The organism is Shewanella canadensis (assembly GCF_003966225.1).
Classification (GTDB): Bacteria; Pseudomonadota; Gammaproteobacteria; order Enterobacterales; family Shewanellaceae; genus Shewanella; species Shewanella canadensis.
The window spans coordinates 20270-35038 of the sequence record NZ_RXNU01000007.1; the positions used below are offsets into that span (position 1 = coordinate 20270).

Below are 14769 nucleotides of genomic sequence, written 5' to 3' on the forward strand. Positions count from 1 at the left end.
CTCTTGATCCTAGCTCGTAGCTCAGCAATACTAATGTTCTACCGGCATCATCTCGATGCCGCGATAGAAGAGGTAACGATCGGTATCATCGTCCAGATACTGCACATTTTGCAACCAGAGCCAACCCGTCTCTTTGGGCTCAAACCTTAGTTGGATCAAAGCCGGTCGTTTATTTAACTCCCCTTCACCCAGCAATGAAAAACTTCCGTGTTGTTGATACAGACTAAAGCTCTGGCTCTTATCTTCATCCACCCCATCGAAGTAAATAAGAAAAGTGGACTCTCCTCGCTCCCTGAACCACCAGGTTTCACTGAAAGGATGCTTTGCACGACGACTGACCGAAAGCATTAACTGTCGCCTGTCTGCCGAACATATTGCGCTGACATAGGTCTGTATAGGCTTCTGTTTTAGCTTAGCCGAGGTTCCCTGCCATTGACCCGCCATCGACAGACAGAAATCACTGAAGCGAGCCTTATCGGCCAGAGATAAAGAGGGGGTTACAACAAAGAGTAATAAACTGTATTTAAAACAGCTCGATATCATCTTCTTTAGCTGATTGATTTTCATCTCGATAGAGTTTTAATGCCTCGTGAATAGGCGTTCCTTGAAGTACAAGATCGAACATTTTTCTCTCACAATCAAGTGAATAACTTTCCTGTATCTCTTCCTGTAGCTTACTCCACGCATCTGGCGATATTCGTAGTTGCTTACTGTTTAATACCTCTTCCATCAGTGCCAGCCCCATAATGACATGCTGCAGACGCTGGGAGACCCGGTCATAAAACTGAAAAGCAACCACCCCCTCATTAATCGAAGCGGCCAAATCTGCGCCATGGGAGATGATCTCATCTGGAGTGTCTGTTTGTTGTGAAAGAAAAGTGTTCACTTCATCCAAGTGTTTAGCCATGTTGGTAAACAGCGAGCCTAACTCAGTGACGTTATGCTCGCCATCGGTCAATGACAACTCAATTTGCGCCATAGCTAACAGTAAGATCTTGAGACTCTCTTGAATATGACACCAATCCACGGTGTCATCATCCTGATGAGTATCTCTGTTTTTATTAGCTGCCAATACCTGACTCATAACCATGCTGACCTTCCTTGTCCTTAAATCCGTACATAATACCAATCCGTATCAAGTGTAGAACAGGGAGAAGAAAGCTGCCGGAAGAAACGGTCACGAGAAAAACTGAAAGGTGCTTGAGGGCTTAAAAGCCCTCAAGCCTAATTTCTTATCCTCCAAATCCTACAGCTTTAATCCCAATCCGGGTTACATCACCATACTCGGCAACAATCGGCGCTATCTTGTCTGCATTACCAATAATCACAAATTGAAGGTTTTCCTGAGGGAAGTAGGTACTAATCAATCGCTGCGCCTCGGTCAGAGTCAAACCATCAACTTTCGATTGAAAGTCATTGATAAACGCATCATCGAAACCATACAGGTACATGTCAGATAACAGGCCTGCTAGCTGGCCACTCGTTTCAAACTTTGGCGGGAACTGACCTTTCACATAGGCTTTAGCTGAATTTAACGTCTTCTGATCAATGCCCGTCTCCCAGAGTCGAGCATAAGTTTTCAGTGCCAAGTCTATGGTCTCTTTGGTCGTCTCAGTTTTCGTGAAGGTGCTGATCCTGAATATACCGCCTTCCGAATAGGGAATAAACCCGGAGCGAGCCCCGTAGGTCAATCCGGCATTGACCCTTAACTCATCATTCAGCCATGACGTGAAGCGCCCGCCAAGAATGGTATTAATGACTTTCAGGCCGACATGATCGGGATTGTCACGGGCGATCCCTTTGCCGCCGATAAGGAAGGTGGTTTCGATGGCATCGCTCTTATCTACCAACAGTACTTGGCTGTTTTTCAGTTCAGGTTGATTGGATTTCAGTGCCGGATTGACGACCTCCTCACTATTTCCCCAGCGACCAAACAACTGATTAAGTGTAGATTTCATCTGTTTAACGTCGAAGTCGCCGACAACACTTATCGCAGTATTAGCGGGTTGATAATAACTCTTATGAAACGCTCTTAATTGCGAGATATTGAGCTCGGCTAACGAAACACTATTCCCCGATGAGGCGTTACCATATGGATGTGAACCATAGATAAGTTTATCAAAGTAGCGGCTGATAACGGCGCGAGGGCTCTCTTTCGCCTGAGATAGTCCGGCGATCTCCCGTTGACGTAGCTTATCGAATTCGGCGGCATCGAAATCCGGGGATATGAGTAAACTCTGGATCAGGGGCAACATCTTATCGCTATCTTTAGCCATAAAATCAGCACCTATGTAACTCCCCTCTTTTCCCGCATCGGCATAGATGGACGCACCGAGAAAATCGACCATCAGTTCGATTTCACTTTTCGACTTACCATCTGCCCCCAAAAGTAAGCTTTGAGCCGTCATTCCCGCAACACCCGAGGTGGTATCATTCACGGCTCCGGCTCGGACCACCGCGTTTACCGTGATTAGTGGTACCTCTTTTTGCGGCATTAAATAAACCGTCAAGCCATTTTCAAGCTTAAACTGCTCATAGGCAGGCATACTAAAGCTACCGGTATCGACCGATGTCGATACCGTCTGAGTGGCACAACCGGACAAGCTCATGCCTGTGATAAAGATGGCAGCAATAAGTCTGTTCGAGCTTTTTGATAGATGAGTTAAAGTCTTCATTCATCTGTCTCCTCTATGGCGGCCAATACGGCAACGGTTCGATTTGCACGACGCAGGTAAGTTTGTGCGACACGTTGCAGATCGGCAGGCGTCACTTTTCCATAAGCTTCCGGCGCATTAAACAATTTCTCAAAACTCCCGAAATAAAGCTCATACGTTCCAACGGTATTAGCTTTACCGTTGATTGTTTCCATTGAACGATAGAAATTCATCAACTTGATATTTTTTACTTTTTCCAACTCCTGATCAGTCACCCCTTCACGGGCAACCTTGTTGATCTCTGCAATCAGGTCCTTCTCAAGTTCTGTTGCCGTGATCCCGGGGTTAGCGACACCCATGACATAGAAAAGGTTAGGGTCGAAGGTCATCGGCAGATAAGTTTCGACCTCTATCGCAACCTGCTTTTCAACGAGAGATTGATAGAGGCGTGAACTATTACCTTTACTCAAAACAGAAGAGAGCAGATCGAGTGCGTAATAGTCTTCATGGGATGTTGAAGGTACATGATATGCCAACATCACATTTGGTGTACTGACAGAGGCTTTATGCACATAGACCCGACGCTCACCTTTTTGTAACGGCTCCACCGTCTTCACCTCTTTTGGAGGGGCTTGTGCGGGAATTGGCGCAAAATACTTATCTGCGAGGGCCTTAACTTCAGCGAGCTTCACATCACCGGCTATCACAACCACGGCATTATTGGGGGCATAGTAGGTCTTGTGATATTGAACTAAGTCATCCAGTGTCCATGCAGCAATATCTGATTCATGCCCGATAACTGACCAGCTATAGGGATGAGCTCGGAAAGCCGCTCCTTTTATCTCCTCCTGAAGCGTTCGCCAATTAGAGTTTTCAAGACCGGTAGTACGCTCCGATGCAACTACGCCTCGTTCGCTCTCAACCATTTTTTCATTAATATTGAGACTGGCGATTCGATCGGCTTCCAGATCGAATATGGCCTCTAATGCATTGGCCGGAAACCAATCGGTATAAACCGTGATATTTTCCGTTGTATAGGCATTGTTAGCTCCCCCCGCAGCCTCCATGGTGCGGTCAAACATCTTGGGACCATATTTTTTTGCGCCATTGAACATCATATGTTCGAAGAAATGAGAGATACCTGTGATTCCCGGCACCTCATTTCTGGAGCCCACCTTCCAAAACAGGTACATATTGGCATTCGGAATAGATGCATCTTCCAAGACCATAATTTTCATGCCATTATCAAGCGTGAAACTTTTGATATCTTCTACTTGCGTCGCCTGAGTCACCTGCGAGGTCATCATTAACCCCGCGGCCATTACCAGCGCCGATAATCTTCGGATCATTTTTTAGCTCCTTCTAAATGAGCAAGACAGTTAAATAAAGTGCTTTTAATCAATACGGAGACTTGGTCGGCATACCGATTAAAATCAAAGCAATTATAAGAGGTTAAAACAACAATAAGATCAAGCCCCAGAGCGCAAAATCTTTGTAAGCTAATGCAACCGATAAACTATACAGATGAACCACAGCAGCAGTAATATACTGATACTTAATAAAACAGGGGGTAATTGGTGGGAAGTTCAACTACTTACGAATTTTCTTATTTGAATAGCATGCCTTGCAATACAGAGGTCACTATTCAGGTGGTAACACCGAGTCAACCCATCAGGCTTAGAACGCGCCTCATTGGCGTCGATCCACATCGTGCAATTATCTTTGCTTTAGGTTCAGATAACAGCTGGCAAGAGGCAAAAAAGTTTCTCAAGCCTGGTCAATCGATTATTGTTCGCCTTGTAAATAGTGATGAACCCGATGCCAATATTCTTGCCTTTCGTAGCTCTATCAGGAAGCTACTCGGCAGTACCGAACCCTGGTTAATTATCGACTACCCTAAGGCACTACAAAAAGTCGCACTCAGGCAGCACTCACGGATCGCTATTAACCTGGAGGCCAGCATCCAGGTAATGCCAGCCGAAGGCTCTGATGAGGGAGAAACAACTCAGCTTCTTTCACCTGGACAGCTAAGTAATATATCGATCAATGGCGGAGCATTCATCGGTAAAATACTTCAAGAAATTAGCGTAGAGACCCCCTGCCTGTTACAAGTAAAAATGCTGCAAGAGGCGGAGACGATGTCGATACCTATCACCATCAAGAATATTCAGGATATTGAATATGGAAGAATGCGTGGTCAGTACGGATTTGAGCTAAGCAGTGAACAGAGTGAAACGGAAACCTTTGTTCAGAAGGTGATACTTAACCACCTGTTGCAACAGCCGAAATAGTATTCATCGGCGTTAAGGCCCCCGGTGCTTAAGCAATAAATTTTGAGAGGGTTAAACAGGCCAAGGCGTCACTTTTTATGAAAAAACACCACATCCCTATCGACTATCTCTAAGTGCCAGTCAAAATTATGGGCGACCCACTCAAAGGTTTCGATGGAATAGAAACGAATATGTGTCGGGTCGTTCTTATAATACCACTGGCCAAATGCATCTGCGTCTACCATTCTGGAGGTCATCACAGCCAAGACACCTCCGGAAGAAAGTAAGGAGTCTAAACGCGTCAACAACGCCTTAGCATCGGCAACGTGTTCTATCACTTCGGTTATGGTGACAAAATCATAATAGTGCTCCAGCACCTCGGGGGTATTGTGGTAGTAAAGATCGTAGTTACTCACCGACAGTCCAACCTCCTCAGCCATCACGCTTATCGTAGGCCCCGGGCCACATCCAAAATCTAATCCCTTAGCGTCATTAGGAAGCTGCGCAATAAGCGGCTCAAAAGTCCGGGATAAAAAATGTCGATACTTTTCATCCTCAGGGTCATTTTCATGTTGATCATAGACAGATTTTTCTGCTTCGGCGCAGAGAAGGTACTCAGGAGGGACAACGACGATATGGCAATGATTGCATCTCAGATAAGATCTACGTTTATCTCGATAGAAAAAGAACAGCGAGGCTCTTCCGCAAAGGGGACAAGAATTCAAATGAACTCCCTAATGCCGCAAAGTTCACAATCCGTCATCATGGCTTAGGGAGCTTTCGTTGTTTATCTGCAGCCTCTTTCGCCTCTCTGAGATATTTCTCCTCTCGAGACTCCCGCTCATTAAACTGCTGTTGGGCTTTCTCAACCTGTTCTGACTCCCACTCGGTTGGCTGCTGCCTTTTTAAGATCTTTTTCTCGCGACTTTGAGTCTCATTGGCGGCATCCCGGGCTTTTTGTAGCTGCTCTTGCTCAATCGTTCTCGATTGCTTCCTCGCCTCATCGGCTTTCTCTGTCAGGCTCCTCTTATCTGAGGCCTGTATCGAAATTGAAACAAGAGCGCAGAGCAGCCCTGATATCAGGATGGCCCCCAAACGTTTCAAACTCAGTGAAAACGCCATCTAACTCTCCTCAATTGACTCACATAATGAGTCTCATGGTTAGCTTTCCATCTTGATGATTAAACAACCTATGGCCACTATGCCAGAAAAAAATAACAAAAGGCTCAGATTCAGTCTAAATATCGGTTATTTATTACAAAATATCATTTCTGATTTGAGTCAAAACTCAAATCAGGTTATTTTTAACACTACAAAAATCTTTTACCAATAAATGAAATGCATTTTTAGCAAAGTTAAAAGAGTTAGTAGGAAACTGGGATTTATGACAAGGGAGTATCAGGATGGACCGTTGGTCTTATTTATTATCTAAGCTAAGTTCTGACAGACCGAGTCTGTCTCAGAGACTTCAGGCTTGGCAGTTGGAGCCCAACGCTCTCCCTCTGGCCATCATCCAAGGTTACCATTTTATCGGTGCCAACCCACTTACGCTCTCCTACTTTCAGACTCAAACGGATAACTTTGTAAACGCAACACCCTACGACTTTTCTCCCCGCATTCAATCTTCGGGTAGAAACAGTATTGAATATGCCCAACAGATGATGCGTCACGCATTAGAGGGCGACGTCGTCGAATTCAACTGGCTTCACTTGAGCCAGCAGGGCAGAGAACTCCCCACCAGAGTATCCCTGTTTCCGTTTGAATTCGAAGGTAGCCCGGTCATTCTGGCACTGTTCGAACCATCAAATCGACGCAGCAGAAGCAGAGAAAGTGCCAATAATGGCTTCGATATGCTACCTAAAGAGCTGCTGTCTATTACCTTAGAAGATAGCGCCGAGGCGGCATACATCACAGATGCCGAACATAAAATTATCGCTGTTAATAAGGCGATGTGTCGTATCAGCGGTTACAGCGCCGACCAACTACTGAATAAGAACGCCGAGCTGATTGACCTCAGAAGACATACTGCCGCAGAAGAGCAGGAACACAATAACGCGCTCGAGGAGCGGGGAAATTGGCAAGGTGAAGTGTGGAAACAGAGATCCGACGGTTCTCAATTTCCTGCCTGGAAGAGTTGCCGAAAAATACTCGCTGAGGAGAGAGTCTACTATGTCACTATTTTCAGTGATATCAGCACTAAAAAGAAGCTAGAAGCGAAGCTCACTGAGCAGGCCATGTATGACACACTCACAGGCTTGCCCAACAGGCATCACCTAAAGTTATTATTAAATCAGGCACTGCAGGAGATCAAAGTGACTCCGGGTAAAATGGGTGCCCTGATGTTTTTAGATCTCAATGGCTTCAAAAATATTAACGACTGTTTTGGTCATGCCACCGGCGACAAAGTTCTGCAGCTGGTCTCAGCAAGGTTGGAAGCAAGCTGTATTGAAAAAGCCGACATTGCCAGGCTCGGGGGAGATGAGTTTACTCTGGTTCTGAGAGACTGTAGCGGTCATCAAGAGGTGGAGGATATTTCTCAGCAGATAATGTCTCTGTTTGAGGCGCCATTTGAGATCGATGATCAGAAACTCTACCTCGGAACCAGCATAGGCATAGCGCTATTTCCAGAACACAGCTCAGAAGCCAATAAGCTTCTCAGTCTTGCCGATACTGCTATGTATAGTGCTAAACAGAGCCCTGAACACGTGCTCTTTTACAACCATTCCATGCATGAAGAAGCCGAACAAAAACTGATGATACTCAGTGATCTTCGCCACGCCCATAACCTTAAGCAATTCAGTCTCGCCTATCAGGTTATCGTGAATCTCGAGTGTAACTCGGTTATTGGTGCCGAAGCCCTGCTTCGCTGGCAGAAGCCCGATGGGGAAATACTCAATGCCAGCGATTTCGTGCCCCTACTGGAAGAGGCCGGACTGCTTATCACCATAGGGCAATGGGTGTTAAAACAAGCCTGTCTGCAAGTCGCAAAGTGGCGAACTCAACATGCTCCAGATCTAAAAGCCTGTGTCAATGTCTCGCCTATGCAGTTAGAGCATCCTGACTTTGTCCAACAAGTCACCGAAGCACTGAATTACAGTCAGTTACCTGCGAATGCCTTAGTGCTCGAGATCACCGAGTTGGCACTGCTCAGACAGCCGGAACGAGTCAAAAAGACCTTAACCTTGCTAAAAAATAAAGGCATAAGCATCGCAATCGATGATTTTGGTGCAGGTCTGTCATCACTCAGTAAGCTAGGTAGTCTGCCTATCGACAGTTTGAAAATCGATGCTGGTTTTGCCCATAGATTGAGCGAACCTCAAGGGAAACAACTTTGCCAAGCCATGATCCAACTTGCGCAGGCACTGGATATCAGTTTTGTCGTAGAAGGTATCGAAACTAAGCAGCAAAAAGAGATATTAAAGAATATGGGTAAGGGCTTTGGACAGGGCTACTTCTTTGGACATCCGAAAGAGGCAGCCAGATTCACCTCTGAAAACTTTTCGACCTATTCCTAACGTGGAGTTAAGTTCCTGGTATAGGTATATTTGCGAAAACGATGAATCAAAAATGGTAATAGAGGGATACAGTCAGCTCAGACGGATTCAAATTTAGAGTGAAAGCTGTGCCGATACCAGCAAATAGCCAGCACTGCCTCCCTGCATGGACAGTATACCAACACAGCTTTCACACCACCTGTAGAACAGATGATTCGGGCATATTAAAACCTATTTCATCAGTGATTTGCGTGATCTGAATATTGTTTTATTCAGATATTGCTGATATATATCACAAAACAGCAAATCCATTACTCATATCGTTTTTTAACAGAGTCAGGCATTGAACTAATACGTTGATTTACCATTGCATTTAATGCGTTGAGCAGAGGCGACACCTCTTGATGTGGCTCGATGGCTTTCACCATCATTGCCGCGGCTTCCAGTGTTGAAAGGCTATCGATACGGCTCGCTTTTCGAATTTTATAATTCGACGCAGACTCAATATCCAGATGCAGTGCCGGAAAGCCTTGCAACCAGGGGTTGAGCTGTAAAAGTTTATAGGCCTTTCGCCAGGTGCCATCGAGAAACAGCAGAATCACATCCTCATCGAAACTGACACTCTCGACATCCTGACTCTGCTCCGAGGGGTAAACCAGATAGACGGGTTTAACGCTTTGCTCGAGACGTTGGCGCAGTTGCGTAAAGTCATCAGGGGACTCCCCCACATATACCTGAGTATCTTCGATCACCAACTCGAGCAGACGCACACTGTTCTTCGCATGCCCAACTTCGCTTGGATCTTGCAAGACAATCAACTCCGTCGATACCCGCATCGATTCGATACTCTCACACAGACAAGCCTTAAGCGGATAATGACATTTAGGACAGATGGGACGGGACACAGGATTCTCGGGCAATGAGGTCAATGGCTATAGTGTATCTCAACTCAATATAGAATAAAGACTCTCATACTATTTACTTAGCGAGCCGCTAACGGTTATAGTTTGACCGCCAGGAAGGCAAGTATTTGTTCTTAATTAAAATATTACCTCATGGATGACAGTCATTATTGATGCCATCCACAATTCAGCCTTCCTGAGTTCACAACACACAAGGAAGAGAAATGAACAAAAATACCCTAACACTAGCCGTACTCTTAGGGCTTACCTCTATAAACATCTACGCCGTACAAGATACAGCCTACCAACATGAAGCCGACATCAATTACGCGGCTTCCAGCGAAAGCTTTTCAGACGGTACATGGAACGGACAATATCGATACTATTTCACCCCGGTCAGCCAAGACAGCACACCCTACGCCTTGAGTGGCTTCTTAGCGCAGACTTCACATTTAGGGGGCCAATACAGCAAACTGGACGTTGATTTTGATGCTTATTTCACTACCTACGCTATCGATGGTGAGTATGTCTTCGCAGATAAGTGGTACATTGGCGCCAATTATCAAAATGCAGATTGGAACAACTTCTTTTCAAAAAGTGAATCGGATACGTACGGGGTCAAACTGGGTTACTACTTTAACGATACCTCCTCCGTATATGTCAATTATGGCAAGTCTGATAATACAACCCAGCCAACATATATGACCTCACTAAATGACATTTGGCAATCCGAAGTCGACACTACGAATTACGGGATAGGAGTTAAGAGTTACCTCCCTCTATCATCTGGTCAGGGCATTTTATTCTCCGGATTGTTCAGCCACTCCTCTTCTGACGCGAAAGGAGTATCCCCAACTGATGAATCTCAATCTTCAGACTCTTCGAATCACTTAAGTGCCGCCGTCGATTGGTATATCACCCGCTCCTGGTCTATTGGCGCCACCTATGCGACCGCATTCGACAGTGACTGGGACGATCCGTATGGCATTAACACTGCCTACACTTTACGCCTAACCGATGGGCTTTCCGCGAAATTTAATCTATCTAAACAGTTTGAGCCTGATATTGATGGCGTTTTTGCCGCAATAGGCATAAACGGACGCTTCTAGCCCTTAAAGCCACCAAACCTGACCCCCCATAAAAAATGCCCGCCTCCTGTGGTTAGCAGTTGACGGGCAAGGGGGTGTTTCAAATCCTAGGTTCGAGGTTCTAGAATCATTTCAAAATTAATGAGCGTATTGTTCCTGATGCCAGTTATCGAAACGGGGCATCGCCATCATGGTCAGCAAGATTATCGCCAAGGAACCCATCACCAATGCAACGGCATAAGGTGCGGTTAGATCTGTCTGCTGCACTAACCCGGTCAGCAGTGAAGCACCACTCATCTGAATAAACCCTAAGATAGCCGTTGCCGTTCCCGCTCGTTCACCGAATGCAGCCAGTGCCATGCTCGTTGCAGGACCAAGCAATAGAGCGAAGCCGATACAGAGCAACATCATAGGTAACATAAAGCTTAATGCGGCGGGCAGACCTGTTGCCGGCCCCCACTGCTGCAAGAGTACCTGCATGATGGCCGACACAAGCATGGTGCTTAGCGCTAACATTACCGTGGGTCGGTTGCCTAACTTAGTGATCACTATAGGCGCGGCAAAACAGGCAACAATATTAACCGCGGCATTGAGGCCAAATAGTCCGCTGAATGTCAGCTCTGACATGCCTAAAGTATCGATTATCCAAACCGGCGCGTATGAGACATAACTCAGAATCGCGGCCATACCCGCCATGCATGAGAAGGCATAGAAAAGAAAGTGAGGCTCCATAATAACGGGCTTATAACGTGACCAACGATAAAGCGGGCCGGTAGTCACCGTGTTCGTCGGACGAGTTTCAGGCAGGCGGTACCCGACCAAGATCATCATGATAATGGCGTAAAGCGTCATAAATACAAAGGTTGATCGCCAGCCAAACTGCAGTGCCAGTAAGCCACCTAAAGTTGGAGCAAGCGCCGGGATCACACAGATCACCCCGTTAAGGTAACTGTAATATCGGGCACTCTCTTTGGGGGTGAAACAATCCCGCACGGCACTGAAGACCACTATCGAGGTTGAGCATGCTGCTAATCCCTGTAGCACCCTAGCTATCTGCAGCCAATGAAACTCCATGGCGACAGCCGCGAGCATACTGCTGGCGATATAAAGTAAGATACCACCCAGAGCGATGGGGCGTCGACCGTATCTATCGGCCAGAGGACCTATGACAATTTGCCCTACACCCATAGCGAACAAAAAGAGTACCAGTGTCGACTGTATCTCACTTGCCGATACCGAGAACTCGGCAGCCATAGTTGGCATGGAAGGCAGGTAAATATCGATGGCTAAGGGACTTAACACAACCATAGACATTAAGATGGGTAACAGATTTCGACGCATGATTTCTCTCTATTTGGAGCGTTATTCTATGAAAGCTATTTTAGCGCACCCAAGTTATGAACAGAAATGGTATAATTTCAGAACTGAATTTCCCTGTAGGAATATCTATGAATCTTGATAACCTGGCTAGAATCGATCTGAACCTGCTGGTGATCCTGCAAGTACTACTCGAGGAACAAAGTGTCACCCGAGCAGCCAGTCGACTCCACCTGAGTCAGTCGGCACTGAGTAAGAGCCTCAACCGGTTACGGGATACCTTAGATGACCCACTTTTTATTCGTACCGCTCATGGGTTAAAGCCGACTGCTCACGCAGTACAACTCAGCGATAAACTGCCAAGCCTACTGGAAAATCTATCACAACTGACTCAGCCGCCCACTTTTACTCCTGCGAGCAGCGATCGCAAATTCTCTTTTGCTATGGTCGAGAGTGCCTATGAGACTCTACTTCCCTACTTTATCGGGCCATTGCTAAGCAATGCGCCTAACTTAAGGCTGGATAGCTATGGTTGGATGGGGAAATCGATACAAGATCTGCAAAAAGGTCAGGTAGATTTTGGCATTGCCGGGCGCGATCTCCACCCCAAATCAAACGTTCATATGGATCGCCTACCTGATGGCATTGCCCATCAGTTACTTTTTACCGATCATCAAATATGTCTGGTCAGAGAGGAGCACCCCATCCTCTCTGCCATCACGACAGGCAACTGGAACCTGGATATCTACCTGGAGATGTCACATGTACAAGTTCGTTGCGAAGGGAATGAATGGTGGGCTTTAGATTATCATCTGGCAGAGCAAGGTCATAGACGGCGACTTAGCACAACCGTTCCTGATTTTTATGGGGCTGCAAGTGTCTGTGCCCACAGCGATCTGATCTTTACCGTACCCTCAAGCTTTGCTCGTCACGCTAAAAAGTTATACCCATTGGTTGAGCTACCGCTACCTTTTGACTTTATCCCTTTAGCCTATGTACTTCTGTGGCATGAACGTAATAATGACGAACCCGGACACAGATGGATGCGAGAAACCATCTGCAAGAGTGTTGCCGATGCGTTTAGTAATATTTAGAATTGGGCATCATTATGCTATTCAGCTTACATTAACCATGAGTATCGTATCATAGTCATTTATCGCCTCAGGTCGCTACATTAGAGGCCTTGAAGACAATCTGTTACATTTTACGCCCAAGATTAACTGAATTTAACGTGATCTGAGGTCAATAAATATGCAGACTAAGTATCAGACTATTTTTTGGAGTTTTTATGATCTACAGTCAATTTCAGCAATCACCTTTCCAGAATAGGTTCTCCGGTGTCAAAGGCTGGATGGCTTTCGCGATAGGTCTGGCCGTGATAACACTAACACTGATAGCACTGCCGTTTGTGTTGCTTATCGGTGCAGTCAGTTTCATTTTATTGAGCCTATTTGGACGGATATTCCTTAAGAGGCAGCTTGCGCGTTTTCGTCAGCAGCAGGAACAAGGTGTCTACGGCGCACAGCAGGAAACTGGTTTTTCACAGGCCAACGTTGAGAGAGAATCTCAAGTATTCAAAGAGAGCCCTTTTGCCGAACGCCGTCCTCGGGTGAGTCCACATCAAGGACGTACCTTCGAGCACGATCCGAGCTAATCGCAATCGGTATCATGCCCGGCTCTGCCACTATTAACTAACAGAAACGCTTGCTTCGGCAGGCGTTTTTCGTTTGTGGAGTTGTGAAGTCATGCACTGACCCTTATGTTTTCGAGGTAAGTCTTTAGAGAGTAAACTGCGATGCACTAAGCGGCCTTCTCAAAAGGGTTTCGAAACGTTTCCAGCGCTCCTCAAGTATAGTATTACCGCCCCTCTCCACCCACCGAGCTACACTCTCTTCACCATGGTTATAATTAATAACGTAGGCTCGATTAGAGAGATAAAACTTGACCCTCTGCCTGGCGCGTGACTCGCTATATAATCCGTAATCTCTCAAGAGACATTCGGCATCACTCACACAGATATGGCCATCGGTTAACTGCTCACATACCAGATTATCCAGATAAGCCAACCTCTTATAACAGGTGAGCACCCTATGGTAATGCTCAATATCTCCCTCGATGCCAGCTAAGGGCATCAGATAATCACGCTCAAACCCGAGCACTTCATCTTCTGACATGATCAGGCGCAAGCCATAGTTAGCACTGCCTTCCGACAAGAATGAGATAGGGCTATAGAGTGGATAGATGGCATATTCTATCCACTGCTCATTTCTGACTAAGTCTTGCTCCTGCAGCAGATTAAACACGTGATGACCCGGATAGCCTTCATGACTGGCAAGTTCCAGACAACGTTCGATATAGAGGGGTTGATCTTGGTTGAGCTGTATCAGACTCTGATAACTCCCCAGATACCAATTGTACGCCGTCCAAATCTTGTCATTGACAAACTCCATGCTGAAACTTTCACTCTCGGGCAGGGAGATATGAGCGCCGGTTAAAGCTCTTGCCTTCTCAACCGCCGCCTCGAATACCTGTGGAACTCTGTTTTGAGGGACGATAAAACCGGATCTGAATGCTTCGAAGCGTTCGGCTAACGAGCCTTTACCCGGCAATAACCCGGCCATCTCCGTCAGAACAGAATCAAAATACTCCAGGCTGAACTTATTAGCCTGAGTGTCGTATAGCCCCATAGATTCAACATCGAAACTTCCCCTCTCTCCCTGCAGGTGACGAATAAAGTACCCAACCGAAGCGACTTGTGTTCTCAGGAATCTCTGCCGTGAAACCAGCTTAGCGTCGGCATTAGCCAAGGCAACGGCATCTAACTCGCAGAGCACTCTTTTAGCATCAAACTCCAATAAGGAAAGTGGCACTAACTGGCACTCTTTGCGCCACAACTCCGGGCCATAATAGGCGTCGACATAGAAAGGGTCATGCATACCGACAGCGAGCACCAGCTTTACATAAGATTGTGCCAACTCATTGAGTCGTTCATTTTCTGATTGGGAAGCGGTAGGCAAGGTTAGTTCCATTCACATAGGACAAGG

14 protein-coding genes are annotated in these 14769 nt (G+C 46.2%); 5 read left to right on the forward strand and 9 right to left on the reverse strand.

The features are described 5' to 3' along the window. Window positions 1–30 precede the first annotated feature (30 nt). The 4 genes from EKG38_RS14135 to EKG38_RS14150 form a co-directional block, all read right to left on the reverse strand. Window positions 31–543, reverse strand: a complete 513-nt coding sequence (locus tag EKG38_RS14135; protein ID WP_185826861.1) for a hypothetical protein — start codon at window positions 541–543, stop codon at window positions 31–33. Beyond that, window positions 524–1090 (reverse strand): hypothetical protein, encoded by a 567-nt coding sequence (locus EKG38_RS14140; protein ID WP_126520887.1) that lies wholly within the window; start codon window positions 1088–1090, stop codon window positions 524–526. The genes EKG38_RS14135 and EKG38_RS14140 overlap by 20 nt, the downstream gene beginning before the upstream one ends. A gap of 142 nt (window positions 1091–1232) precedes the next feature. Continuing rightward, on the reverse strand, window positions 1233–2675 hold the full coding sequence (locus tag EKG38_RS14145) for a M16 family metallopeptidase (protein WP_126520888.1): 1443 nt from the start codon (window positions 2673–2675) through the stop codon (window positions 1233–1235). Further along, entirely contained in the window at window positions 2672–4003 is a 1332-nt protein-coding gene (locus EKG38_RS14150; protein ID WP_126520889.1) for a M16 family metallopeptidase, read from the reverse strand. The genes EKG38_RS14145 and EKG38_RS14150 overlap by 4 nt, the downstream gene beginning before the upstream one ends. A gap of 270 nt (window positions 4004–4273) precedes the next feature. Between EKG38_RS14150 and EKG38_RS14155 the strand changes: the two genes are divergently transcribed. Continuing rightward, window positions 4274–4945 (forward strand): flagellar brake domain-containing protein, encoded by a 672-nt coding sequence (locus EKG38_RS14155; protein WP_126520890.1) that lies wholly within the window; start codon window positions 4274–4276, stop codon window positions 4943–4945. A 68-nt stretch (window positions 4946–5013) separates the two neighbouring features. Here the strand turns inward: EKG38_RS14155 and EKG38_RS14160 are convergent, their stop codons facing one another. Together EKG38_RS14160 and EKG38_RS14165 are read right to left on the reverse strand one after the other, a co-directional pair. Next, window positions 5014–5649, reverse strand: coding sequence for a class I SAM-dependent methyltransferase (locus EKG38_RS14160; protein ID WP_126520891.1), 636 nt, complete (start codon window positions 5647–5649; stop codon window positions 5014–5016). A 37-nt stretch (window positions 5650–5686) separates the two neighbouring features. After that, window positions 5687–6046 (reverse strand): hypothetical protein, encoded by a 360-nt coding sequence (locus tag EKG38_RS14165; protein ID WP_126520892.1) that lies wholly within the window; start codon window positions 6044–6046, stop codon window positions 5687–5689. Between the two features lie 281 nt (window positions 6047–6327). Between EKG38_RS14165 and EKG38_RS14170 the strand changes: the two genes are divergently transcribed. Next, window positions 6328–8439 carry a putative bifunctional diguanylate cyclase/phosphodiesterase gene (locus EKG38_RS14170; RefSeq protein ID WP_126520893.1) on the forward strand — a complete coding sequence of 704 codons (2112 nt, stop codon included), beginning with the start codon at window positions 6328–6330 and terminating at the stop codon, window positions 8437–8439. A gap of 290 nt (window positions 8440–8729) precedes the next feature. On the opposite strand, the gene EKG38_RS14175 is transcribed toward EKG38_RS14170, so the two are convergent. Beyond that, window positions 8730–9323 (reverse strand): tRNA-uridine aminocarboxypropyltransferase, encoded by a 594-nt coding sequence (locus tag EKG38_RS14175; RefSeq protein ID WP_126520894.1) that lies wholly within the window; start codon window positions 9321–9323, stop codon window positions 8730–8732. A gap of 221 nt (window positions 9324–9544) precedes the next feature. Here EKG38_RS14175 and EKG38_RS14180 point away from each other — a divergent pair, with 221 nt between their 5' ends. Beyond that, window positions 9545–10429, forward strand: a complete 885-nt coding sequence (locus tag EKG38_RS14180) for a putative porin (protein WP_126520895.1) — start codon at window positions 9545–9547, stop codon at window positions 10427–10429. A gap of 117 nt (window positions 10430–10546) precedes the next feature. Here EKG38_RS14180 and EKG38_RS14185 read toward each other — a convergent pair whose 3' ends face one another. Then, a complete protein-coding gene (locus EKG38_RS14185) occupies window positions 10547–11749 on the reverse strand; it encodes a multidrug effflux MFS transporter (protein WP_126520896.1) in 1203 nt (400 codons plus the stop codon). Window positions 11750–11856: 107 nt separating this feature from the next. Here EKG38_RS14185 and EKG38_RS14190 point away from each other — a divergent pair, with 107 nt between their 5' ends. Both EKG38_RS14190 and EKG38_RS14195 read left to right on the forward strand, forming a co-directional pair. Beyond that, complete coding sequence (locus tag EKG38_RS14190; protein WP_012004392.1) at window positions 11857–12819, forward strand: LysR substrate-binding domain-containing protein; 963 nt, start codon at window positions 11857–11859, stop codon at window positions 12817–12819. A 194-nt stretch (window positions 12820–13013) separates the two neighbouring features. After that, window positions 13014–13379, forward strand: coding sequence for a hypothetical protein (locus tag EKG38_RS14195; protein ID WP_126520897.1), 366 nt, complete (start codon window positions 13014–13016; stop codon window positions 13377–13379). A gap of 124 nt (window positions 13380–13503) precedes the next feature. Here the strand turns inward: EKG38_RS14195 and EKG38_RS14200 are convergent, their stop codons facing one another. Next, entirely contained in the window at window positions 13504–14742 is a 1239-nt protein-coding gene (locus EKG38_RS14200) for a hypothetical protein (protein WP_246033170.1), read from the reverse strand. Between the last annotated feature and the right edge of the window lie 27 nt (window positions 14743–14769).

Coding starts and splice junctions, on each gene's coding strand:
- EKG38_RS14135 (WP_185826861.1), bottom strand. CDS start 543: ATGATATCGAGCTGTTTTAAATACAGTTTATTACTCTTTGTTGTAACC.
- EKG38_RS14140 (WP_126520887.1), bottom strand. CDS start 1,090: ATGGTTATGAGTCAGGTATTGGCAGCTAATAAAAACAGAGATACTCAT.
- EKG38_RS14145 (WP_126520888.1), bottom strand. CDS start 2,675: ATGAAGACTTTAACTCATCTATCAAAAAGCTCGAACAGACTTATTGCT.
- EKG38_RS14150 (WP_126520889.1), bottom strand. CDS start 4,003: ATGATCCGAAGATTATCGGCGCTGGTAATGGCCGCGGGGTTAATGATG.
- EKG38_RS14155 (WP_126520890.1), top strand. CDS start 4,274: ATGCCTTGCAATACAGAGGTCACTATTCAGGTGGTAACACCGAGTCAA.
- EKG38_RS14165 (WP_126520892.1), bottom strand. CDS start 6,046: ATGGCGTTTTCACTGAGTTTGAAACGTTTGGGGGCCATCCTGATATCA.
- EKG38_RS14170 (WP_126520893.1), top strand. CDS start 6,328: ATGGACCGTTGGTCTTATTTATTATCTAAGCTAAGTTCTGACAGACCG.
- EKG38_RS14180 (WP_126520895.1), top strand. CDS start 9,545: ATGAACAAAAATACCCTAACACTAGCCGTACTCTTAGGGCTTACCTCT.
- EKG38_RS14185 (WP_126520896.1), bottom strand. CDS start 11,749: ATGCGTCGAAATCTGTTACCCATCTTAATGTCTATGGTTGTGTTAAGT.
- EKG38_RS14190 (WP_012004392.1), top strand. CDS start 11,857: ATGAATCTTGATAACCTGGCTAGAATCGATCTGAACCTGCTGGTGATC.
- EKG38_RS14195 (WP_126520897.1), top strand. CDS start 13,014: ATGATCTACAGTCAATTTCAGCAATCACCTTTCCAGAATAGGTTCTCC.